This window comes from Pseudomonas sp. GW823-FHT05G12, from assembly GCF_058795575.1.
Map to the genome: position 1 here is coordinate 1,280,242 of NZ_CM179501.1, position 22,437 is coordinate 1,302,678.

The window sequence follows — 22,437 nt, forward strand, 5'->3', positions numbered from 1 at the left end:
TTTTTATGGAGCCGTTGGCGGACTCTTCGTTCAACGAATACAGCAAGAAGCGGGTGCATTCGGCTACCAAGTGTAGAGCATGACTCGTGCCAAGCCCTGCTGTCGACCTTAAACCACTGGTATTGCTCGTGCTTGACAGTCTCGATCTCTCTTCGGGGTTCGCCAGGCCGAATAAACAGCGATTGCTCGTTCGGTTATCCGAACGCATGGGCAGCCACCTATCCCGGTATCGCTTGCGGTAACTATGCAGTGCGCGGCAAGGGCGCAGACGTAGTGAGCTTTGCTCTTTGCCTGGAGAGTTCCACAGATGTCACTGCACCGGCTCCCGAACGATTCCATCGATAGCCTGATCGCCCAGAATTTGCCTGGATGGCTAGTCGACCACGCCCAACCGGAAAGGCTCGATGCGTTACGTAATGCCCTGAGTCGCCAGGCGCACTGCAATGCGCGGCTTGGCCCGATCCTCCAGGCCATCCCTTCTTTGCAGGCCTACGCAGCAGCGTTGCTCAAAACGAAACTGCGCAAGAGCGGCTTCAGCAACCCGGACGTGACGGGCTGGAGGGTACGGGTCTCGCAGCGGCTGTTGCTGCCCAGCGCTTCGCCTGTGCTGCTGCGGCCCACCTATGTTCGTCGCTCCAGGCGGTCATTGCTGGAGGCGGCGCTGCATAACTATCATCGCAGGGAGACACGCCCCGGGCTCACTCTCAAAGGTGAACTGGTCGATGGCAACGGTAACCGCCTGCCGATGAGCTTCCACGCGTTTGCCTCCGCATGTCGCGAGGTCGACGCAGGGGGCAAGTACCAGGCGTTGCTCACCCACCATCTACAGCCTGAAGATGGCCCGGAGGATGAGCCGGGCCAGGCCGTTTCCCGCTTGCACGGGCTGTTCGAAGCGAGTTTCAAGGCCCATTTCGAGGTGGCGATGCGGGTCGCTGCGTTGAAACAGGACATTGACGAGCGCACGTATTTTTTTCTGTTGCCACTTATTGCCGAAAAGCCGGTGGTACCTGCGCTGGTGGGCACTGTGGTGCCCCGGCAGTTGTACCTGCTGGGCCGCCCGGTTCAGGGCGTGCTGACGCTGGAAGTGCGTTCCTCCGCTGATGGCGCAGTGGAGTCGGTGGTGCTCTGGATACCCGATGACCCTCATCAGCCCGTCTCCCGTCATGCCAGCTGGGATGCACTCGACAACTACCTTGGAAAGCGCTTCCGTGCGCCGGCCTATCGGCGCTTTTTCGCACGCTTCATTACCGAGCGTGAGCGCATCAATTTCTATCGCGTATTGAACGAGCGGGTCGCACAGGCATCGACAGCGGGGGTGGAACTCGACGCCCGTTCTGCACCGATCACTGACGCACCGTTCGTACACCTGCGTCGGCAATGCCTCGCCAAGATCAGGGATGACGCCAGGGTGCTCGCCGTGCCCACCGATGTCGAAGATGACGAAGACCGTGAAGCGCGCATGCAGGGCTACAAAGAGCTGGGTTTGAATGTGCTGAACGTGGCGGGGGCGTTCGTGCCTGTGCTTGGCGAAGTGCTGCTGGTGGCAAACGCGGTTCAGATTGCTGACGAAGTTTATGAAGGGTATGAAGATTGGCGCATGGGGGACCGCGAAGGGGCGTTGAACCACCTGTTCAACGTTGCTGAAAACGTTGTGGTCGGCGGGATGATCGCAGCCGGCAGCCAAGTGGCCGTGCGTGCTCTTGAGCGTCTGGCCTTCGTGGATGACTTGGCACCGGTGTGCACCTCCGCCGGCAAGGTCAAGCTCATGGCCACGGATCTACCCGGTTACGATGCCCAACCATTGCGTGGTGCTGGCGCACAGGAATGGTTATGGCACCTCGATGAGGGCCGTTATCGGGTGATGGAGGATCCGCAGGATGGTCGCGCCAGGATCCTGCACCCTGGTCGTCCCAGTGCCTATCGCCCTGTGATCGAGCAGAATGGCGCCGGTGGCTGGCGCCATGAACTCGAAGCTCCACAGTACTGGGAAGGGCGGGCCAATCTGGTACGCCGTTTGAGTACGCCCCTGGCAGAGCTACCGGAACCGACATGTGACTACCTGCTCCAGGTGACAGGGCTGAGTGAAGCGCAGATTCGCCGTTTGCACGTCGAGCACATGGGCGCACCTGCACGGTTGCTCGATGCCCTGGAGCTTTATCAGGCACATGAATTACACCCGGACTTCAGCGCGCCGCGACTGGCGCAGTACGTTGCTGATCGGCAAGTGCAGCCCAATGGCATCGAGCGGATATTGCGGCGCACTTTCCCCGGCCTGTCGGCTCGCTGTACCCGTGAGCTGCTTCAGCAATGCAGCGGTGCGCAGCTCGATACGCTCAGCAACGCGCAGCGGATCCCTTTGGCAGTGGCCGAGCGTGCACGATGGTCGCTGCGCGAAAGCCGTCTGGACAGGGCCTGTGCCGGTTTGCGCCTGCCGCGTTGCGTCAATCCGGACACCGAACGCCTGGCTTTGGGCTTGCTCGAGCGTCAGCTGAAATGGCCGGACACCCTGCGCATCGAACTGCGCGAAGGTAGCCCGAGTGGCCGGTATCTGGCCGGTATCGGCGCCGAGTCTGCGCAGGATGTACGGTGTATCGTGCGCCGCGGCGACGGCTACCGCTACGCCGGTCAAGGCACATCCGGCCCCTACCTGGCGGCACTGTTGGCGGCGCTGGACGAGACGCAGACAGCCGATCTCGGCGATGCCGCTGTCAGTCCTGGCGCCCTGGGCTCGTTGCTGATCGAGGCCGCTGCCGGTGATCGCACCCAAGCGGCTGAGCTCTGTGGCATGCCGCGTCTGGGCGTTGGCCTGCGACCCCCGACCCGTTTCGGGGATGGGCGTATCGGGTATGCCTTGAGTGGGCGAGGCGAGAGCAGTCGGCGTGCCATAGGACGTGGTATTCACCAAGTGTTTCCGACGATGACAGACGGGGAGCTACAAGCCTATCTGCTTGACCTCATGGAGCGGCGAGTAGGGTTGTGGGAGCACTACAGCCAGCTGACGGGGCAGTTGGCGCGCTTGCGTCAGAGCCTGCGCCAGTGGCGCAGGGATGCCAGTAACCCACTGGACGCCCTACGCCGCCGTCGGGTCGCTACTGCCGTACGGCGAAGCTGGCGGCGCAAGATAACCGACGAGGCCGGGGACTACGCGCTGATCATCAGCGGAGAGCGTATCGGGAGTCTGCCCGAATTACCGGAGGGGGTGAGCTTTGATCATGTGCGACGGCTGATCCTCAGTGACCTGGGCCTTGGTGAAATCAATGGGGACTTTCTTCGACGCTTTCCCAACCTGATTGAGCTCGACCTGTCCGGCAATCGCCTGACTGCGATCCCTCACGGCATTGAACATATGCCCCGCCTGCGGCAGCTAAACCTGCGCCGCAACAGCGTGATAATGGATGAGGCCGGTGAATTGCGTCTTGCCGGGATGAGTGCGCTGCGGTACCTGGACCTCAGCCACAACCCGTTGGGAAGGGCGCCGGTACTGACGCGCCTGGGCAATTTGCGTGAAGTCAACTTGCGCTCTGCTGGCCTTGAGGCGTTGCCTGAGCGGATTTCATTTCGTGCCCACATAGACTTGCGAAACAACAACATTCGCACGCTGCGCCGAGAGTTGCAGCAGCTGCGCCTGCAGGTGCACCAGTTGTCCTTGCACGATAATCCACTTGGCGAAGCTGACGCATTACTGCTTGATGAGGCACGAGGTGTAACCCCAGGGCAGTGGGGGTCAGCGTCCGCACGCCATCGCGCCATTGACAGTGACCTGTTCAATACCTGGGCCAACAGCACAGCCGACGCTGAACGTGATCGCCAGCAGGCCATATGGACAGCGCTGCTTGAGGAACCGCACTCAGATGGAATGTTCCGCTTTCTGGCAGACTTCGTTCACGGCGAGGACTTTGAGCAGCACCCTGGGCATTACCGCAGCCGAATCTGGCGAATTCTGGAAACGTGTGAGCAGCACGAGCAGTTGCGTCATCAGTTGTTTCTCGAGGCATCTGGTCCCCGCAGTTGTGAAGACCGGCTGCTGCTGTTGCTGGAGCAGATGGAGCTTGGGGTTCTGGTGCTGCGCGCCGTCGAAGATGCTCATGGCAGCCGGATGGAAGCTCGTTTGCTAAGCCTGGCGCGTGGTTTGTTTCGCCTGGACGAGGTCGACCGCCACGCGACGTTGCACGTGCAACGCATGCATGCCGAGCACGCCCCACATATCGATGAAATCGAGACAAGGCTGTTTTACCGACAGCGGCTTGCGCGTCCATTGGGCTTGCCGATCGAGCTCGACGAAATGCACTACCCAAGTTTTGCAAACGTGACCACCAGCGACCTGCTGCGGGTCCAGGACGCGGTTTTGCAAAATGAGTCGACAGATGCCCTGATTGCCTCGTTGGCACAGCGGCCTTTCTGGGAGCAATACGCGCGCGAGTTTCATGCGCAGCGATTTGAAGACCTGGTACAGCCACTGCACCAGCGTATGGAGGCCCTGCAGGCTCAGGTAGATGAGCAAGTGATCAGCGAAAACGAGTTTCTGCAACGCTGTGAAGCACTGAAGGCTGATTTCGATCGCAGCGAGCGGGCATTGCTCGCGCGTTTGGCGCGTGAAGCCTATGAGCGCTGGGCGAGTACGCCCCCTTGACGGATCAAGAGGGCTTCACCGTCGGTATCAGGCTGCGCGGCTATTCGCGCGCACCTTGCGGGCTTGCTGCAGATACGCCTCCAGGGCCATCTGCTCCTGTGCGGTCAGCGACAGGCCCAGCTTGGTGCGGCGCCAGATAATGTCAGCGGTTTGCTCAGCCCATTCCTCCTCCAGCAGGTAGTCCACCTCACGGGTGAACAGCCCGGCCCCGATAGCCTGCCCGAGGTCTTCGGGGCCGTGAACGCCATCGAGCAGTCGCCACACACGGCTGCCATAGGTGAGCGCCCAGCGTTTGGCCAGGTCGACAGGCAACCAGCCGCAACGCGCAAGTACGGCATCGATCAGCGCCTGTACCGTTGTCATGCCCTCTGCGCCCGGTAGTGGCGCACTGGCGGTCCAGGGGGCGCGCATCTGGGTGAAGAAGGGCTTGAGTTCAGCCATGGCCGATTCGGCCAGCTTGCGGTAAGTGGTGAGCTTGCCGCCGAACACCGACAGCAGCGGTGCCTGGCCAACCTCTGCCGAAAGGGCGAGTGTGTAGTCCCGGGTCACCGCCGAAGGGTTGTCCGACTCGTCGTTGCACAGCGGCCGAACGCCGGAGTAGGTATGCAGGATGTCGGCTTGGCTCAGTTGGTGGTTGAAGTGCTCGTTGACGACCTTCAACAGGTAATGTGTTTCCTGCTCGGTAATGGCGACCGCGGCCGGGTCGCCGCTGTATTCCCGGTCAGTGGTGCCGATCAGGGTAAAGCGGTCCAGGTACGGGATGCAGAAGACGATGCGCTGGTCTTCATTCTGCAGAATGTAGGCATGTTCGCCTTCATACAGGCGCGGCACGATAATGTGGCTGCCCTGGATCAGGCGGATGCCGTAAGGTGCATCGAGCTTGAGGTCGTCCTTGATGAAGCTGGCCACCCACGGGCCGGCGGCGTTGACCAGCGCGCGGGCATGGATCGTCTGGAGGCTGCCATCGGCGTGCTGTAGCTCTACCTGCCACAAGCCCTCTACACGTTCGGCGCGCAAGCAGCGGGTGCGGGTGCGGATATGGGCGCCAAGCTCACGGGCCGCCATGGCGTTGAGTACTACCAGGCGGGCGTCATCGACAGCGCAGTCGGCGTATTCGAAGCCGCGGGTGATTGCCGGCTTCAGCGGGTAGCCCGGGCCAAAGCGCAGGCTGCGCGAGGCGCCCAGGCGCTTGCGCTTGCCCAGGTGGTCGTAGAGGAACAGGCCGGCGCGGATCATCCATGCAGGGCGCAGGTGCGGGCGGTGCGGAAGCACGAAGCGCATAGGTTTGACGATGTGCGGCGCCTTGGCCAGCAGCACTTCGCGTTCAGCCAGGGCCTCGCGCACGAGGCGAAATTCGTAGTGCTCCAGGTAGCGCAGGCCACCGTGAATCAGTTTGCTGCTGGCTGACGACGTGTGTTGGGCCAGGTCGTCTTTTTCGCAAAGGAAGACCTTCAAGCCGCGACCAGCGGCGTCGGCAGCGATGCCCACGCCATTGATGCCACCGCCGATTACGGCAAGGTCATAGCAGTTGGCTGTTGGGGGCTGGGACGAAACTGGCTGGGACACGGGCAAGGCCTCCTGAGGCTATTCACATCGAATGTGAACATTGATGTTCGTTTGCGAAAATATTAGCGCAACAGAACGCCGGTCGCCAGTCAGTCTCTATAGAAAAAACTGATCAAATGACAATGAAGTGAACATTTACGAAAATTCAGGGGGTACGGCTTGGGTGAGGGGGCGCTTGCTCACGCAGACACCAAAAGTCTGGCGGCATGCACCCACCAGCCCTCACACCACCTCAAGCCTGATCTTGTTCTGGTTCAACAATTGGGTAAGGGCCGGGGTCGGTGTCCGGTCGGTCACCAGGCAGTCGACCAAGTCGATCGAGCCCAGGCGCACCATGGCATTGCGCCCGAACTTGCTGGAATCGGCGGCGAGGATCACTTGCCGGGCATTGGCAATGATGGCTTGCGATACCCGCACTTCCTGATAGTCGAAATCGAGCAGGCTGCCGTCCTCGTCGATACCGCTGATGCCCACCAGGGCGAAGTCGACCTTGAACTGGTTGATGAAATCGACACTGGCCTGGCCGACAACACCACCATCTCGGCGCACCGTGCCACCCGCCACCAGCACTTCGAAATCGTCCTTGGCGGCCAGGATCGCCGCCACATGCAAGTTATTGGTGATGACTTTCAGGTGGCTGTGGTTGAGCAGCGCCCGTGCGATCGATTCGGTGGTGGTGCCGATGTTGATGAACAGCGACGCATGGTCGGGAATCTGCCGGGCTACGGCGTCGGCAATGCGCTGCTTTTCGTCACGCATCTGGTCGGCACGCATGGCGTAGGCGGTGTTCTCGATGCTCGAGTCGTAAGCTGCGCCGCCGTGGTAACGGCGCAGCAGGTTGAGCTCGGCAAGCTGGTTGATGTCGCGTCGAATGGTCTGGGGAGTGACAACGAACAGCTGCGCCATTTCCTCGATACTGACATAGCCGCGTTCGCGTACCAGTTCGAGGATTTGTTGTTGGCGGGGGGGCAGATTCATGGGCGGTCCTTTGGGGCTGCCGGACAAATTCTGCAATGATGCCGTAGGAAGGGGATGACGGCCAGTAGACGATTGGGGCCGCATGGCGGCCCCAACAGCGATCATGCCTCGTGATCTTCCCAGTCACGGGTACGCTCGACCGCCTTCTTCCAGCCGGCATACAGCTTTTCTTTCTGCGTTTCGTCCAGTTGCGGGCTGAACTCACGCTCGATGATCGCCTTGTCGCGCAGCTCGTCCAGGCCACTCCAGAAGCCACAGGCCAGGCCTGCCAGATAGGCGGCGCCCAGCGCCGTGGTTTCGCGCATCTGCGGCCGCTCCACGCAGGTGCCGAGGATGTCGGCCTGGAACTGCATGAGGAAGTTGTTGGCCACGGCACCACCGTCCACGCGCAGCTCGGACAAGCGCTGGCCACAGTCCTGCTGCATGGCGTCGAGGACATCGCGGGTCTGGAAGGCGATGGACTCCAGTGCGGCGCGGATGATGTGGTCCACCTTCACGCCACGTGTCAGGCCGAACAACGCACCACGGGCATACGGGTCCCAGTACGGGGCACCCAGGCCGGTAAAGGCGGGCACCAGGTACACGCCATTGCTGTCCTTGACCTTGCTGGCGAAATACTCGGTATCCAGGGCGTCGTTGACGATCTTCAGTTCGTCACGCAGCCATTGCACGGTAGAGCCACCATTGAATACCGCGCCTTCCAGTGCATAGGCCACCTCACCACGCGGGCCGCAGGCAATGGTCGTGAGCAGGCCGTGGGACGACTTCACCGCCTGGTCGCCCGTGTTCATCAACAGGAAGCAGCCAGTGCCGTAGGTATTCTTGGCTTGGCCCGGCTCCACGCACATCTGGCCGAACAGTGCCGATTGCTGGTCGCCGGCGATACCGGCGATGGCTATGCCGCTCTTGGTGTGGCCGTAAACTTCCGAGGATGGGCGCACCTCAGGCAGCATCTGCCGCGGGATGCCCAGGATTTCCAGCAGCTTGTCGTCCCACTGCAGGCTGTGGATGTTGAACATCAGCGTGCGCGAGGCGTTGGTGTAGTCGGTGACGTGAACCTTGCCACCCGTAAACTTCCAGATCAGCCAGGTGTCGATGGTGCCGAACAGCAGTTCGCCACGCTCGGCGCGTTCACGGGCGCCGTCGACATTGTCGAGGATCCATTTCAGCTTGGTGCCGGAGAAATACGGGTCGGTGACCAGGCCGGTGGTTTCACGAATGTAGCCTTCATGGCCGTCACGCTTGAGCTGAGCACAGATCTCGGTGCTGCGGCGGCACTGCCAGACAATGGCGTTGTACACCGGACGCCCGGTTTCCTTGTCCCATACCACCGTGGTTTCGCGCTGGTTGGTAATGCCCAGCGCGGCGACCTGGGCGTGGCTGATACCTGCCTGGGCCAGGGCCTCGACCATGGTCGCGCTTTGTGTGGCGAAAATCTCCATCGGGTCATGCTCGACCCAGCCCGCCTGCGGGTAATGCTGTGCGAACTCGCGCTGGGAGGTACCCACAACATTGGCGTCACGGTCGAAAATGATCGCCCGCGAACTGGTGGTACCCTGGTCCAGGGCGATGATGTAGTTCTTATCCTGGGTGTCTGTCATGGTCGTAGGCCTTGCAAGAATAGGGGGTCAGGGCTGTGCGTGATGGTGGCATCAATTGGCTTGAGTATCGCCCTGGCGAATGTCATTTGTCTCAGGGGTCGCGGCGGGCGCCATTGGCAGGTTGCGTGCAATCAGGCCGCGATAGCTCGCTGCACCCAAGCAGGCGCCAAGGATCGGTGCAAATACCGGAACCAGGAAATAGGGAATATCCCGCCCGCCAGTGAAGGCGATTTCGCCCCAACCGGCCAGGAAGGTCATGAGTTTTGGCCCGAAATCGCGGGCCGGGTTCATCGCAAAACCCGTCAATGGGCCCATGGCGCTGCCAATCACTGCAATCAGCAGGCCGATCAGCAGCGGGGCCATGGCGCCGCGCGGCAGGCCGTTGTTGTCGTCGGTCAGGGCCATGATCACGGCCATCAGAATGGCAGTAATCACCACTTCGACCAGAAACGCCTGGCTGGTGGACAGCGACGGGTGTGGATAGGTGGAGAACACCGAGGCCAGCTCCAGGCTGCCTTCGCTACCGCGCAGCATGGCGTGGGCTTGTTCGAAATCGAAGAACAGGTTGCTGTACAGCGTGTAGACCAGGGCCGCGCCACAGAATGCGCCGCATACCTGGGCCAGCATGTAGAAGGGCAGCTTGCGCTTGTCGAACCCTGCGAACAGTGTGAGGGCGATACTCACGGCTGGGTTCAGGTGCGCACCGGAAATACCGGCGGTGAGGTAGATGGCCATGCTGACGCCCACGCCCCAGATGATACTGATTTCCCAAAGCCCGAAGCTGGCGCCGGCAACCTTGAGCGCGGCGACGCAGCCGGTGCCGAAGAAGATGAGCAGGGCGGTGCCGAGAAACTCGGCCAGGCATTGGCTGGACAGTGTGGGTTGGCGCAGAGCAGTCGTCATGTATGACCTCGTTTTTTTTGTTGTGAGGCGCGTGGCGCTCGACAGCAAAACCCGGTGTCTATCCCCATTGACCCCGGGTGATGTAGGAAATGCACCTTAAAAGGGCATCGTTTATTCAGAAACGAAAAAATATAGACAAGAAACGCTGATGTCAAAGGTCGAAAGTGAACGGTCAGTCACGATAAGGTCGCTAGAATCAGCTGCTGATCCCTGTACTAGACGCGCGCGATTGCGGTGCGGTGGCTGGGATGTGGGAATTGTCCTAAAGTAGCCGCCGAGTCGTCCCTGACTGGAGCCCTTGCATGACCCCCGCCCTAGACCTGTTGAAGAAGCACCGTGCCGAGCATCGTGTGCACAGTTATGAACATGACCCGAAGTCGGCGTCGTACGGCCTGGAGGCGGTAGAAAAGCTCGGGCTCGACCCGCAACAGGTGTTCAAGACGTTGCTGGCAAGCAGCGAGAAAGGGGAATTGCTGGTAGCGGTTGTGCCTGTGGTGGGTACCCTGGACCTCAAGGCCCTGGCCCATGCTGCCGGGGTGAAGAAGTGCGAGATGGCCGACCCGGCGGCGGCGCAGCGGGCGACCGGTTACCTGGTGGGCGGCATCAGCCCGCTCGGGCAGAAGAAGCGCCTGCGGACCTTCATTGATGATTCGGCGCAGAATTTTGCAACTATCCATGTCAGCGCCGGCAGGCGTGGCCTGGAAGTGGAGTTGGCCGCGGCGGTGCTGGCGGAGTATACGAAGGGCACATTTGCCGGGATTGGTCGAGGCTGAGAACAGGGGGCCGCCAAGCGGCCCCCTGGCGCTTGAGTCAAGTCGCCGAACTGTATCGACGCACGCCGTTCTCCTGGCGTGGCAACTGTGCCGCAACGCTACCCGGTACCGGGAATAGCACAAGGTGATCGGCCTTCACTGCAATCTCCACATTCTCACCGACCTCGTGGTCATCATGGCTAGGGAAGATCGCTTCGAGCTGGCTACCGGTGGGCAACTGCAGGCGGTAGAGCGTGGATGCCCCAAGGAAACTCTTGCCCACGATGTTCGCCAGGAGCGCGCTGCCAGGTGCATGCACGATATCATCCGGGCGCAGCAGTACATCCACCGAGCTGCCCGGCGCCATGATGTAGGCGCGGTTACCGCGCAGCTCACCCACTTCGGTATTGACCGCCTCGTGGCTGCTCATTTGCCCACGGATGAAGTACCCCTGGCCGATGAAACTCGCCACGAATGGCGTCTGCGGTTCGTGGTAAAGGTTATAGGGCGTGTCCCACTGTTCCAGGCGGCCTTCCTTGAAGACGCCGACCTGGTCGCTGACGGCAAAGGCTTCTTCCTGGTCATGGGTGACCAGAATGGCGCTGGTACCGCGGCTTTTGAGAATGTCGCGAACCTCATGGCTCAGGCGCCGGCGCAGCTCCACGTCGAGGTTGGAGAATGGCTCGTCAAGCAGCAGCAGTTGCGGCTCGGGCGCCAGCGCCCGGGCCAGGGCGACACGTTGCTGCTGGCCGCCAGACAGCTCATGCGGGTAACGCCCGCCCAGCCCGCCGAGTTTGACCAGCTCCAGCATCTCTTCGATGACGGCGGCCTGGCGTGGGTGTTTGGCGATACCAAAGGCAATGTTCTGCGCCACGGTCAGGTGCGGGAATAGCGCGTAGTCCTGAAATACCATGCCGATGCGGCGCTTTTCCGGTGCCAGGGTGAAGCCAGCCCGGGAAATGACTTCGCCAGCCAGGTGGATTTCACCTTCGTGCACCGGCTCGAAACCGGCGATGGCGCGCAGGGTGGTGGTCTTGCCACAACCGGATGAACCCAGCAGGCAACCGATGTCGCCTGCGTTCAGGTGCAGGTTGAGGTTCTGGACGATGCGCTGGTCGCCATAGCCGCAGGCGAGGTTGCGCAGGTTGAGCAGTAGGGGTTGACTCATGCGTGGTGGTAAGCCGGTTCTACAAGGAATTCGAGAAGCGCCTTCTGTGCATGCAGGCGGTTTTCAGCCTCGTCCCAGGCGACCGAGCGTGGGTCGTCGAGCAGGTCCTGGCTGATTTCCTCGCCACGGTGGGCGGGCAGGCAGTGCATGAAGAGGACATCGGGTGCAGCCAGGTCGAGCAGTTCGCGGGTGACCTGGTAAGGCGCAAAATGCGCCAGGCGCCGTGCAGTTTCCTCCTCCTGACCCATGGAAGTCCAGACATCGGTGACCACCAGGTGTGCATCACGCACAGCTTCCCTGGCATCCCGGATGATCTGCACGCGGTCACCGCCCAGTGCCATGAAGCGTTGATCCGGCTCATAGCCTTCGGGGCAGGCGATGCGCAGCTGGAAATCGAACTGCCTGGCGGCTTCGATATAGGAGTTGCACATGTTGAAGCCATCGCCGATCCAGGTCACGGTCTTGCCCTGAATCGAGCCGCGGTGTTCAACGAACGTCTGCATGTCGGCCAGCAGTTGGCACGGGTGCGATTCGTCGGACAGGCCGTTGATCACGGGCACACGCGACTTGGCGGCGAACTCGGTCAGGGTGCTGTGGGCGTGGGTACGGATCATCACCGCATCAACCATGCTCGACAGCACGATGGCGCTGTCACCAATCGGCTCGCCGCGGCCCAGCTGGGTGTCGCGGGGCGAGAGGAAGATGGCCTGGCCGCCGAGCTGGATCATGCCGGCCTCGAACGACACACGGGTACGGGTCGAGGACTTTTCGAAGATCATGCCCAGCACACGGTTCTTCAGCGGTTCGAACAGCACGCCTCGCTTACGCAGGTCCTTCAGCTCGATGCCGCGGCGGATCACCCCGAGCAATTCGTCGGTGGTGAAGTCCAGCAGGGAGAGAAAGTGCCTAGCGCTCATGAGTGACTACCTTATCTGCAACGGTATGCAGGTCGACCGTATGGTTTTTTTTGACAACGGGGGTGACCTGCGGCGTAAGCCGCACGGGGCGGACGAAATAGGGAAAGGCGCAATACTATAAGTAAATGTCGCCTGAAGCCAAGGGGGGGAAAAGCGGCGTGATTGCAAAGGGTGTTGCAAAGGGTGTCTTTACCCGTTGGCCGTGCTGTTCTTTATTTGCTACAGACGGTTGTACACGGCTTGCTGGCAATTTGGCAAATGGCTGTCGTAAATCGTGCGCATGATGTCGGTGGATTCACGCGGCGAAGCGCACTGGCCGCGGGGCGGGGGCGGGCGCATAGTCACTGTTCGACAACAACAAGGCAGAGGCGGCCATGACCAAGACCCTGCATCACCGTGCCTGTCACCTGTGCGAAGCGATCTGCGGGCTCAACATCGAAGTCAGCCATGAGGAGGACGGGCGGGCGCTGATCAGCTCGATCAAGGGCGACCCCCTGGACCCGTTCAGCCGTGGCCATGTCTGCCCCAAGGCCGTGGCGTTGCAGGACATCCAGAACGACCCGGACCGCCTGCGCCAGCCCCACAAGCGAGTCGGCGAGCATTGGCAGGCCATTGGCTGGGATGAGGCTTTCGCACTGGCTGCCGAAAAGCTGTGGGCGGTCCAGCAAGCCCATGGGCGCAATGCCGTGGCGGTCTACCAAGGCAACCCGAGTGTGCACAATTACGGCTTGATGACCCACAGCAACTATTTCCTGGGCCTGCTCAAGACCCGTAACCGTTTCTCTGCCACGTCCGTAGACCAGTTGCCCCAACACCTGGTCAGCCACTTGATGTATGGGCATGGGCTGCTGCTGCCGATTCCGGACATCGATCACACGGGGTTCATGCTGATTCTTGGCGGCAACCCGCTGGCCTCCAATGGCAGCATCATGACCGTCCCGGACGTGGAGAAGCGCCTTAAGGCCCTGCGGGCGCGTGGTGGGCGCCTGGTGGTGGTTGACCCGCGGCGTAGCGAAACGGCGGCAATGGCTGACCGCCATTTGTTCATACGCCCTGGCGGTGATGCAGCCCTGTTGTGCGGCTTGCTCAACACATTGTTCGAAGAAGGCCTGGCACGGGGCTCGCACTTGCCGGTCAGCGGCTTGGAGCAGGTGCGCGAGGCCATTGCGCCGTTCAGTGCCGAGGCCATGAGCGCCCAATGTGGTATTGCTGCAGCGGATATTCGCCAGCTGGCACGCGACTTCGCCGCTGCCGGGCAGGCCGTGTGCTACGGCCGCATGGGTGTCTCGACCCAAGCATTCGGTACCCTTTGCCACTGGCTGGTGCAACTTGTGAACCTGGTGACCGGCAACCTCGACCGTACAGGCGGCGCGTTGTGCACGGAGCCTGCCGTCGACCTGGTGGCAACCACCTCGGGCGGCCACTTCAACGCCTGGCAGAGCCGTGTGTCGGGCTTGCCCGAGTACGGCGGCGAGCTGCCGGTGGCTGCCCTGGCCGAGGAAATGCAAACGCCGGGCGAAGGGCAGGTGCGCGCCCTGGTGACAGTTGCCGGCAACCCCGTGTTGTCCACGCCGAACGGCCGCCAGCTGGATGCGGCGCTGGAGGGGTTGGAGTTCATGCTCAGTATCGACCTCTACATCAACGAAACCACCCGCCATGCCGACCTGATCCTGCCCTCTACCTCCGCGCTGGAAAACGACCATTACGACAGCACCTTCAACCTGCTGGCAGTGCGCAATGTCACGCGCTTCAACCGGGCGATCCTGCCCAAGCCGGAGGGAGCACTGCATGACTGGGAGATCTTCGTCGGCCTGGCCCAAGCGTTTGCCAAGCGTGCCGAGTTGGCGTTGAAGCCGACCTGGTCGCCTGCGCAGATGATTGATCAAGCCCTGCGCAAAGGGCCCTACGGTGAAGCAACGCCTTGGCGGCTCTCCCTGGCAACACTGGACGATCACCCGCACGGGCTTGACCTGGGGCCGTTACGCAGCAACCTCGCTGGGCGCCTGGCGACTGCCAGCAAGGCTGTCGAAGCCGCCCCCCAGGTTTTGCTGGACGACCTGCACCGCCTGGCGCAAATGACGCCGCCGGTGCCGGGCGAGCTGCTGCTGATCGGGCGGCGCCATGTGCGCAGCAACAACTCGTGGATGCACAACTTCCATCGTCTGGTGAAAGGCAAGCCACGGCATCAGTTGTTGATGCACCCGCAAGATTTGCAGCAGCGGCAACTGCAGGATGGCCAGCGTGTGCGCATCCGTTCGCGTACCGGCTCCCTGGAGGTCGAGGTGCAGGCCTGCGAGGACATGATGCCCGGTGTGGTCAGCTTGCCCCATGGTTATGGTCATGGGCGTCAGGGCGTGCACCTGCAGATCGCCCAGGCGCAACCCGGCGTGAGTGCCAATGACCTGACCGATGAGCGCTTTAGGGACCAGGTTTCCGGAAACGCTGCGCTCAATGGCGTACCCGTGCAGGTCGAGGCCGCTTGAGGAACGGCAAGGCCGAGCACAGCGCTCGGCTTTCCGATACAATGCGACACCGTGCCGACGACTGTGTCGGATAGTTCAGCCGAGGTGCTACATGGATATCATCGAAACGATCAAAGAGCAGATTGCCAACAACACCATTCTGCTTTACATGAAAGGCTCGCCGAATGCCCCGCAGTGCGGCTTCTCTGCGCGTGCATCGCAGGCCGTGATGGGTTGTGGCGAAAAGTTCGCCTACGTCGACATCCTGCAGAACCCGGAAATTCGCGCCAACCTGCCAAAATACGCCAACTGGCCGACCTTCCCGCAATTGTGGGTAGCCGGTGAGCTGGTTGGCGGCAGCGACATCATGCTGGAAATGTTCGAGAAGGGTGAGCTGCAAACCCTGATCAAGGAAGCGGCTGCCAAGGCCAAGGCTTCTGAAGCCTGATCTTCCGGCAAGCATGAAAAAACCCGCTGATCGCGGGTTTTTTCATGGGGCGAATAGTTACTCTTCGCCCATCTGCGACTGCAGGTAGTTCTCGATACCGATCTTGTCGATCAGCCCCAGTTGGGTTTCCAGCCAGTCGATGTGTTCTTCCTCGGACTCGAGGATATCTTCGAGCACGTCACGCGAGCCGAAGTCGCCAGCGGTTTCACAATGGGCGATGGCGGCCTTCAGGTCGACCAGGCCTTGCTGTTCAATCTTCAGGTCGCACTCGAGCATTTCCTTGGTGTGCTCGCCGATCAGCAGTTTGCCCAGGTCCTGAACGTTAGGAATACCTTCGAGGAACAAAATACGCTTGATCAATTTGTCAGCGTGCTTCATTTCATCGATGGATTCTTTGTACTCGTGCTTGCCGAGTTTGTTCAGCCCCCAATCTTCGTACATGCGTGCGTGCAGGAAGTACTGGTTGATCGCGACCAGCTCGTTTCCGAGGATCTTGTTGAGATGCTGGATGACGCTTACGTCGCCTTTCATGTCGGGTTCCTGCCCTGTAGAAGTGTGTCAATCCACTGAAGTTTGAGCCCGATACTTAGGTGTGTCAAACCTAAGTTCTTGAATACTAAGTGAAAATTAATAGGAATAAGAATGTTTGTGAACCGCGTTGCAACGCTAACTTGTTGAATTTCGGGCATAAAAAAACCGGACACTAGGTCCGGTTCTTGAAATTCTGCGTTCAGGCAGCGGTAAATTCGACGGGGTAGGGCAGGGCTGCCTGGCTGACCTGAAGCTCGGTCAGGGTCTCGCGGACCACCTGCTTGGCCACGCAGGCGCATTTCCCACACTGGCTGGCGACATTGGTGGCGGCTCGCACTTCCTTGTAACTGCAGCATCCTTCATAGATCGCATCGCGGATCTGTCCGTCGGTAACGCCGACACAAAGACACACATACATAAGGGCTGACCATCGCTGGTTGGGTCGATGGGTTGGAGCTTAATGGTAATGAGAATGCTTGTCAAAGATCTTTCTGAGAGGGCTGTGCTTGAGCGACCGGTGGTTGCTTTGTCGACGGAGTCGGCCTGTCATGAGAAGCCGTGTATGATGGTCGGCCTTTGTTGGATGTCGGGCAAGCCCGTCTGGCCCGGCAAACGGTTTTTCACCCTCATCAGGAGATTACAATGAGCGTACTCGTTGGTAAGAAAGCCCCCGATTTCACCGTTCCGGCCGTGCTGGGCAATGGCGAGATCGTCGATAGCTTCAACCTGGCCTCGGCCATCAAGGGCAAGTACGGCCTGGTGTTCTTCTACCCGCTGGACTTCACCTTCGTCTGCCCGTCCGAGCTGATCGCCCTGGACAACCGCATCCCTGACTTCCAGGCGCGCAACGTGGAAGTGATCGGCGTGTCGATCGACTCGCACTTCACCCACAACGCCTGGCGTAACACCCCGGTCAACAACGGCGGCATCGGTCAGGTGAAGTACACCCTGGCTGCCGACATGACCCACGAAATCTGCAAAGCCTACGACGTCGAGTCCGAAGGCGGCGTGGCCTTCCGTGGTGCCTTCCTGATCGATACCAACGGTGTTGTCCGTTCGCAGATCGTCAACGACCTGCCACTGGGTCGTAACATGGACGAGCTGCTGCGTCTGGTTGACGCTCTGCAGTTCCACGAAGAGCACGGCGAAGTGTGCCCTGCCAACTGGAAAAAAGGCGACAAGGGCATGAACGCTTCGCCTGAAGGCGTTGCTGCCTACCTGAGCGAGAACGCTGGCAAGCTGTAATTGCTGCGTGCATGAAAAAACCGGCCTTCGTGGCCGGTTTTTTTGCCTTCCTGTGCCGGCCTCTTCGCGGGCGCGCCCGCTCCCACAGATTCTCTGCATGCCTGAAGGCAAAGGTGAACCTGTGGGAGCGGGCGTGCCCGCGAATGCCTTTAGCAGATCAATCGTTGAAATCGCGCCAGCCGCCCATTTCTTTCCAGCGGTTGACGATGCCGCAGAACAGCTCAGCGGTTTTCTCGGTGTCATAACGTGCCGAGTGCGCCTCACGCCCGTCGAAGTCGATGTCGGCGCTTTGGCAGGCCCGCGCCAGCACGGTCTGGCCATACGCCAGGCCCGCCAGGGTGGCGGTGTCGAAGCTGGAGAACGGGTGGAACGGGTTGCGCTTCAGGTCATTGCGCGCCACTGCTGCATTGAGGAAACCCAGGTCGAAGCTGCTGTTGTGGCCGACCAGAATCGCCCGCTTGCAGCCGTTGGCCTTGAGTGCCTTGCGCACGCCGCGGAAGATGTCGGTCATCGCGCTTTCCTCGCTGACCGCCATGCGCAGCGGGTGGTCCAGCTTGATCCCGGTGAACTCAAGTGCGGCCGGCTCGATGTTGGCGCCCTCGAACGGCTCCACTCGGTGGAAGTAGGTATGTTCGGGGAACAGGAAACCTTTCTCGTCCATGCCAATGGTGACGGCGGCAATTTCCAGCAATGCATCGGTAGCGCTGTTGAAACCACCGGTTTCAACATCCACCACGACCGGCAGATAGCCGCGGAAGCGCTCGGCCATCGGGTGACGAGGACCGCTGCTGCCTTGGGTGTCCAGGTCGTCTTCGTAAAGGTCTTCGCTCACGCGTTTTTCTCCAGCAGGCGCCAGCGCAGTTTTTCGCCAGCGCGCAGCGGGACTACGGTTTGCTCGCCAAATGGCAGGCTTTCCGGAGCGGTCCATTCTTCGCGGACCAGGGTAATGGTGTCGGTGTTCGCCGGCAGGCCATAGAAGGCCGGGCCGTGCAGGCTGGCGAAGCCTTCCAGCTTGTCCAGCGCGTTACGCTGTTCGAACGCTTCGGCGTACATCTCGATCGCCGCATAAGCGGTGTAGCAACCCGCGCAACCACAGGCTGCTTCCTTGGCGTGACGGGCATGAGGTGCCGAGTCGGTGCCGAGGAAGAACTTCGGATTGCCGCTGGTGGCAGCGTCCAGCAAGGCCACCTGGTGAGTGTTGCGCTTGAGGATCGGCAGGCAGTAAAAGTGCGGGCGAATGCCGCCAACCAGCATGTGGTTGCGGTTGTACAGCAGGTGCTGGGCGGTGATGGTCGCACCCACGTTGGCCGGGGCCTCGGTGACGAACTGCGCGGCGTCGCTGGTGGTGATGTGTTCGAACACCACTTTCAGCGTCGGGAAGCGCTCGACCACACGGCGCATGTGCTCGTCGATGAAGCGCTTCTCGCGGTCGAACACGTCGATCTCGCTGCGGGTCACTTCGCCATGCACCAGCAGCGGCATGCCCACTTCCGCCATTGCCTCTATGGCCGGGAAGATGTTGTCGATGCTGGTCACGCCCGAATCGGAGTTGGTGGTGGCGCCGGCCGGGTACAACTTGGCGGCGTACACGAAACCGCTGGCCTTGGCCGCGCGGATGTCCTCGGGGCTGATGTTGTCGGTGAGGTACAGCACCATCAGCGGCTCGAAGCGGCTGCCGGCCGGGCGGGCAGCCAGAATGCGCTCACGGTAGGCGCCGGCCTCGGTGGCATTGCGCACCGGCGGCACGAGGTTGGGCATGATGATGGCACGGGCGAAGGTACGCGCCACGTCGCCAACGGTGTGGGGCAGGACGGCACCATCGCGCAGATGGATGTGCCAGTCGTCGGGGCGCAGGAGGGTCAGGCGATCGGACATTGGGGATTCCAGGCGGGTCGAACTCAAGCCCCAATCCTACCGGAAAACCCCGGGGCGAGCACGGCTATCAAGTTTTCCGGACAGCGTCCGATAGCCTGCTGGTAAGCCGTCAGAATTTGTGGAGCCGCCCGTGCGCCAGCGTTACCTAGCCCTGTTGACCCTGTTCGCCAGCCTGCCGGCCGGCGCACTGACTTTCCAGACGCGCATGGAGAACATTGCCTGGAAGGTCGAGGGTGACCAGTTCGAGTGCCGTCTGAGCCAGCCGATCGAAGGTTTCGGCAGCGGTACGTTCGTGCGTCGGGCAGGCGAGCAGCCGGTGTTTCAGCTGCGGTCGGACAGCAACGTACTCGGTGCCGGCACCGCCAGCCTGCTGGCTGCGGCAGCGCCGTGGCAACCTGGGCGTGGCGATATCAACCTGGGCAATGTGCGAATGGCCCGCAGTGGCGTGCTGTTCAGCTCCTCCCAAGGGCAGGCCAGCCGGCTGATCAACGGTTTGCTCGACGGGCGTAGCACCGTTGTGCGCAACTACACCGGTGAGGCGGGCAGGCCGATGGAGGTGCGTGTGCTGCCGGTCAGCTTCGCCAAAGCCTACAATGACTATCAGGTCTGTGCTGGCAAGCTGTTGCCGATGAACTACGACCAGGTGCGCCAGACACAGGTGGGTTTCCCCGGGGGCGGTATCGAGCTGGACGCAGCAGCCAAGGCGCGGCTGGACGTGATCCTCGATTACATGAAAGCCGACCCGACGGTGAACCATGTCGAGCTCAATGGGCATTCCGACAACAGTGGCAACCGCCTGGCCAACCGCGACCTGTCGCGCCGCCGCGCATTGGCCGTGGCCGATTATTTCAAGGCTAACGGTGTGCCGGAAGAGCAGATCACTGTGCGCTTCCATGGCGAGCGTTATCCGCTCGCGAAGAACAACAGTGCGTCGAATCGGGCGCGTAATCGGCGGGTGAATATCGAGCTGGATCGGGTGGCGGTGGTTGAAAAAGCCGTGGAAAAGCCGGTTGAGCAAGCGGCGCCGGCTGTTGCACCTGCCTCGGGCGTCCCGGGGGCGAAGGCGCCCTGAGATCTGGTCGGTGCATGTCATGGGCTCGCATCAAGGCCACCAGGGGTTCGTCACAACATTTTCAGCGCCTGTGAGACCGAGCGCCGCCAGGTGTCCGCCTCGACACATTCAGCGCCTGTGAGATCGAGCGCCGCGCGGGCGGCGCTCGATCTCATAGGCGCTGAATATCTTAAGGCGGACACCTGCGGCGCTCGATCTCACAGGCGCAGAATGTCTTGAGGCGGACACCTGGCGGCGCTCGATCTCACAGGCGCTGAACTCCTCAAGGCATGCATGCTGCGGCTCGACGCCCCTCCAAGGTCCTCATGCCACATCCCTCAACCGACCGCCCGTCGCCCCTACGAAAGTTCCTGTCGCTTTGTCGTCAGAAGCTGTCGCCCCACTGTAAATTTATCCGCAACGCCGGTAGAATCGATCCCTTTCCGTACAACCCCGTGGAGTGATGGCATGGCGGACGTAAAAAAGGTCGTACTGGCGTATTCCGGCGGCCTTGATACTTCGGTGATTCTCAAGTGGCTGCAGGATACCTACAACTGCGAAGTGGTGACCTTCACTGCTGACCTGGGGCAGGGCGAAGAGGTCGAACCGGCCCGTGCCAAGGCCCAGGCAATGGGCGTTAAAGAGATCTACATCGACGACCTGCGCGAAGAATTCGTGCGTGATTTCGTGTTCCCGATGTTCCGCGCCAACACCGTCTACGAAGGCGAGTACCTGCTGGGTACTTCCATCGCCCGTCCGCTGATCGCCAAGCGCCTGATCGAAATCGCCAACGAAACCGGCGCTGACGCCATTTCCCATGGCGCCACCGGCAAGGGTAACGACCAGGTGCGCTTCGAGCTGGGTGCCTATGCCCTGAAGCCAGGCGTCAAGGTCATCGCTCCATGGCGCGAGTGGGACCTGCTGTCCCGCGAAAAGCTGATGGACTACGCCGAGAAGCACGGCATCCCGATCGAGCGCCACGGCAAGAAGAAGTCGCCGTACTCGATGGACGCCAACCTGCTGCACATCTCCTATGAAGGCGGTGTCCTGGAAGATACCTGGACCGAGCACGAAGAAGACATGTGGCGCTGGAGTGTCTCGCCTGAGAACGCCCCGGACCAGGCTACCTACATCGAGCTGACCTACCGCAATGGTGACATCGTTGCCATCGACGGCGTCGAGAAATCCCCGGCCACCGTCCTGGCAGACCTGAACCGTATCGGTGGTGCCAACGGCATCGGCCGTCTGGACATCGTCGAAAACCGTTACGTCGGCATGAAGTCGCGCGGTTGCTACGAAACGCCTGGCGGTACCATCATGCTCAAGGCACACCGTGCCATCGAGTCGATTACCCTGGACCGCGAAGTCGCTCACCTGAAAGATGAGCTGATGCCAAAGTATGCCAGCCTGATCTACACCGGCTACTGGTGGAGCCCGGAGCGTCTGATGCTGCAACAGATGATCGATGCTTCGCAGGTCAACGTGAATGGTGTGGTGCGCCTGAAACTGTACAAGGGCAATGTGACCGTGGTTGGCCGCAAGTCGGACGATTCGCTGTTCGATGCCAACATCGCCACCTTTGAAGAAGATGGTGGTGCCTACAACCAGGCAGATGCTGCTGGCTTCATCAAGCTCAATGCACTGCGTATGCGCATTGCCGCCAACAAGGGCCGTTCGCTGCTCTGATTGCTGGCGTGTGCGAAAACCCCGGCTCGGTCCGGGGTTTTTTTATGCCCGCGCAAAGGCGGGTCGTTCAACTTCGATGGCTCACATCATCGCCCTCGAGTGCGCTGATCGAAAGCTGCGCACATTGACGTCTGTCCAGATTACAAAAGCGCCAGACGCGCGCTGGCTCGGGCGGTTGGGCAAGTGCGTGCAAGAGTTGTTGTTCCATCATGCGACAGGCGTCGGGGCCGGAGAACATGAAAGTGACAGGTTCGCCCTGTACCGCCTCGGGGGCATCATTGGCAATTGCGGGTGTGGCCACACTGCTCAGTGCTGGCGTGTTGTCGTGTGCTGTGTTGTTGGGAAGCGGGCTATAGAACGACTTGTAATTGAAGTTGAGTGTCAGAAAAAACAGTGCCGTCAGAAAGAATGGAAAGCCTACCAGGAACCAGGTGTAGAGCTTTTGGCTGGACTCGCCGAGAAATGGCAGTGTAGCAAGGGCGGAGGCTTCGATGATCCCCGCGAAGATGGCAATGATCGTCAGCGGGGCGACAGGTTGTGCTTGGGTCATATAGGCCGTCTCCAGCGGTTTTGTCCATCTTTACCTTACTGCTGTACTCAACTAAAGGCTGGATTGTTTCCCGG

At 61.0% G+C, this 22,437-nt stretch carries 18 protein-coding genes; 7 read left to right on the top strand and 11 right to left on the bottom strand.

What is annotated here, in order from left to right:
• Positions 1-307: 307 nt before the first annotated feature.
• Positions 308-4,630 carry an NEL-type E3 ubiquitin ligase domain-containing protein gene (locus AC3RCM_RS05840; protein WP_409319974.1) on the top strand — a complete coding sequence of 1,441 codons (4,323 nt, stop codon included), beginning with the start codon at positions 308-310 and terminating at the stop codon, positions 4,628-4,630.
• A 27-nt stretch (positions 4,631-4,657) separates the two neighbouring features.
• Here the strand turns inward: AC3RCM_RS05840 and glpD are convergent, their stop codons facing one another.
• The 4 genes from glpD to AC3RCM_RS05860 all read right to left on the bottom strand — a co-directional run bounded on the left by glpD (position 4,658) and on the right by AC3RCM_RS05860 (position 9,678).
• A complete protein-coding gene (gene glpD, locus AC3RCM_RS05845; RefSeq protein WP_064492329.1) occupies positions 4,658-6,196 on the bottom strand; it encodes a glycerol-3-phosphate dehydrogenase in 1,539 nt (512 codons plus the stop codon).
• Positions 6,197-6,418: 222 nt separating this feature from the next.
• Positions 6,419-7,174, bottom strand: a complete 756-nt coding sequence (gene glpR, locus AC3RCM_RS05850; RefSeq protein WP_010952246.1) for a DNA-binding transcriptional repressor GlpR — start codon at positions 7,172-7,174, stop codon at positions 6,419-6,421.
• Between the two features lie 101 nt (positions 7,175-7,275).
• A complete protein-coding gene (glpK, locus tag AC3RCM_RS05855) occupies positions 7,276-8,775 on the bottom strand; it encodes a glycerol kinase GlpK (RefSeq protein ID WP_409262185.1) in 1,500 nt (499 codons plus the stop codon).
• Positions 8,776-8,826: 51 nt separating this feature from the next.
• A complete protein-coding gene (locus tag AC3RCM_RS05860) occupies positions 8,827-9,678 on the bottom strand; it encodes an MIP/aquaporin family protein (protein WP_003254959.1) in 852 nt (283 codons plus the stop codon).
• 302 nt (positions 9,679-9,980) lie between these two features.
• Between AC3RCM_RS05860 and ybaK the strand changes: the two genes are divergently transcribed.
• Entirely contained in the window at positions 9,981-10,451 is a 471-nt protein-coding gene (ybaK, locus tag AC3RCM_RS05865; RefSeq protein ID WP_492629424.1) for a Cys-tRNA(Pro) deacylase, read from the top strand.
• 37 nt (positions 10,452-10,488) lie between these two features.
• On the opposite strand, the gene AC3RCM_RS05870 is transcribed toward ybaK, so the two are convergent.
• Positions 10,489-11,598, bottom strand: a complete 1,110-nt coding sequence (locus tag AC3RCM_RS05870; protein ID WP_020190705.1) for an ABC transporter ATP-binding protein — start codon at positions 11,596-11,598, stop codon at positions 10,489-10,491.
• Complete coding sequence (gene argF, locus AC3RCM_RS05875) at positions 11,595-12,515, bottom strand: ornithine carbamoyltransferase (protein WP_014589911.1); 921 nt, start codon at positions 12,513-12,515, stop codon at positions 11,595-11,597. Before argF ends, AC3RCM_RS05870 begins: the two co-directional genes overlap by 4 nt.
• Before the next feature lie 374 nt (positions 12,516-12,889).
• Between argF and AC3RCM_RS05880 the strand changes: the two genes are divergently transcribed.
• On the top strand, positions 12,890-14,998 hold the full coding sequence (locus tag AC3RCM_RS05880) for a molybdopterin-dependent oxidoreductase (protein WP_104886606.1): 2,109 nt from the start codon (positions 12,890-12,892) through the stop codon (positions 14,996-14,998).
• A 91-nt stretch (positions 14,999-15,089) separates the two neighbouring features.
• Positions 15,090-15,425 (top strand): Grx4 family monothiol glutaredoxin, encoded by a 336-nt coding sequence (gene grxD, locus AC3RCM_RS05885; RefSeq protein ID WP_003254949.1) that lies wholly within the window; start codon positions 15,090-15,092, stop codon positions 15,423-15,425.
• A gap of 57 nt (positions 15,426-15,482) precedes the next feature.
• Here the strand turns inward: grxD and bfr are convergent, their stop codons facing one another.
• Both bfr and AC3RCM_RS05895 read right to left on the bottom strand, forming a co-directional pair.
• Positions 15,483-15,956: a bacterioferritin gene (bfr, locus tag AC3RCM_RS05890; protein WP_003254948.1), complete on the bottom strand. Its 474-nt coding sequence runs from the start codon at positions 15,954-15,956 to the stop codon at positions 15,483-15,485.
• Between the two features lie 199 nt (positions 15,957-16,155).
• On the bottom strand, positions 16,156-16,374 hold the full coding sequence (locus tag AC3RCM_RS05895; protein ID WP_003254947.1) for a bacterioferritin-associated ferredoxin: 219 nt from the start codon (positions 16,372-16,374) through the stop codon (positions 16,156-16,158).
• A 224-nt stretch (positions 16,375-16,598) separates the two neighbouring features.
• Between AC3RCM_RS05895 and AC3RCM_RS05900 the strand changes: the two genes are divergently transcribed.
• Complete coding sequence (locus AC3RCM_RS05900) at positions 16,599-17,201, top strand: peroxiredoxin (protein WP_003254945.1); 603 nt, start codon at positions 16,599-16,601, stop codon at positions 17,199-17,201.
• 157 nt (positions 17,202-17,358) lie between these two features.
• On the opposite strand, the gene rnt is transcribed toward AC3RCM_RS05900, so the two are convergent.
• Together rnt and pyrC are read right to left on the bottom strand one after the other, a co-directional pair.
• A complete protein-coding gene (rnt, locus tag AC3RCM_RS05905; RefSeq protein ID WP_010952252.1) occupies positions 17,359-17,970 on the bottom strand; it encodes a ribonuclease T in 612 nt (203 codons plus the stop codon).
• Between the two features lie 59 nt (positions 17,971-18,029).
• Positions 18,030-19,076 (bottom strand): dihydroorotase, encoded by a 1,047-nt coding sequence (gene pyrC / locus AC3RCM_RS05910; protein ID WP_003254943.1) that lies wholly within the window; start codon positions 19,074-19,076, stop codon positions 18,030-18,032.
• A gap of 130 nt (positions 19,077-19,206) precedes the next feature.
• Here pyrC and AC3RCM_RS05915 point away from each other — a divergent pair, with 130 nt between their 5' ends.
• Together AC3RCM_RS05915 and AC3RCM_RS05920 are read left to right on the top strand one after the other, a co-directional pair.
• Entirely contained in the window at positions 19,207-20,148 is a 942-nt protein-coding gene (locus AC3RCM_RS05915) for a flagellar protein MotY (RefSeq protein WP_064492326.1), read from the top strand.
• A 447-nt stretch (positions 20,149-20,595) separates the two neighbouring features.
• Entirely contained in the window at positions 20,596-21,813 is a 1,218-nt protein-coding gene (locus tag AC3RCM_RS05920) for an argininosuccinate synthase (protein ID WP_003254941.1), read from the top strand.
• 67 nt (positions 21,814-21,880) lie between these two features.
• On the opposite strand, the gene AC3RCM_RS05925 is transcribed toward AC3RCM_RS05920, so the two are convergent.
• Positions 21,881-22,363: a hypothetical protein gene (locus AC3RCM_RS05925; protein ID WP_064492967.1), complete on the bottom strand. Its 483-nt coding sequence runs from the start codon at positions 22,361-22,363 to the stop codon at positions 21,881-21,883.
• Positions 22,364-22,437 lie beyond the last annotated feature (74 nt).

What these genes read in the sequence shown, in the direction of transcription:
- rnt (WP_010952252.1), bottom strand. Translation starts at nt 17,970, where the DNA reads ATGGCCGAGCGCTTCCGCGGCTATCTGCCGGTCGTGGTGGATGTTGAA.
- AC3RCM_RS05840 (WP_409319974.1), top strand. Translation starts at nt 308, where the DNA reads ATGTCACTGCACCGGCTCCCGAACGATTCCATCGATAGCCTGATCGCC.
- pyrC (WP_003254943.1), bottom strand. Translation starts at nt 19,076, where the DNA reads ATGTCCGATCGCCTGACCCTCCTGCGCCCCGACGACTGGCACATCCAT.
- glpK (WP_409262185.1), bottom strand. Translation starts at nt 8,775, where the DNA reads ATGACAGACACCCAGGATAAGAACTACATCATCGCCCTGGACCAGGGT.
- AC3RCM_RS05895 (WP_003254947.1), bottom strand. Translation starts at nt 16,374, where the DNA reads ATGTATGTGTGTCTTTGTGTCGGCGTTACCGACGGACAGATCCGCGAT.
- AC3RCM_RS05880 (WP_104886606.1), top strand. Translation starts at nt 12,890, where the DNA reads ATGACCAAGACCCTGCATCACCGTGCCTGTCACCTGTGCGAAGCGATC.
- AC3RCM_RS05925 (WP_064492967.1), bottom strand. Translation starts at nt 22,363, where the DNA reads ATGACCCAAGCACAACCTGTCGCCCCGCTGACGATCATTGCCATCTTC.
- bfr (WP_003254948.1), bottom strand. Translation starts at nt 15,956, where the DNA reads ATGAAAGGCGACGTAAGCGTCATCCAGCATCTCAACAAGATCCTCGGA.
- AC3RCM_RS05860 (WP_003254959.1), bottom strand. Translation starts at nt 9,678, where the DNA reads ATGACGACTGCTCTGCGCCAACCCACACTGTCCAGCCAATGCCTGGCC.
- argF (WP_014589911.1), bottom strand. Translation starts at nt 12,515, where the DNA reads ATGAGCGCTAGGCACTTTCTCTCCCTGCTGGACTTCACCACCGACGAA.
- AC3RCM_RS05920 (WP_003254941.1), top strand. Translation starts at nt 20,596, where the DNA reads ATGGCGGACGTAAAAAAGGTCGTACTGGCGTATTCCGGCGGCCTTGAT.
- ybaK (WP_492629424.1), top strand. Translation starts at nt 9,981, where the DNA reads ATGACCCCCGCCCTAGACCTGTTGAAGAAGCACCGTGCCGAGCATCGT.
- AC3RCM_RS05870 (WP_020190705.1), bottom strand. Translation starts at nt 11,598, where the DNA reads ATGAGTCAACCCCTACTGCTCAACCTGCGCAACCTCGCCTGCGGCTAT.
- glpR (WP_010952246.1), bottom strand. Translation starts at nt 7,174, where the DNA reads ATGAATCTGCCCCCCCGCCAACAACAAATCCTCGAACTGGTACGCGAA.
- AC3RCM_RS05900 (WP_003254945.1), top strand. Translation starts at nt 16,599, where the DNA reads ATGAGCGTACTCGTTGGTAAGAAAGCCCCCGATTTCACCGTTCCGGCC.
- grxD (WP_003254949.1), top strand. Translation starts at nt 15,090, where the DNA reads ATGGATATCATCGAAACGATCAAAGAGCAGATTGCCAACAACACCATT.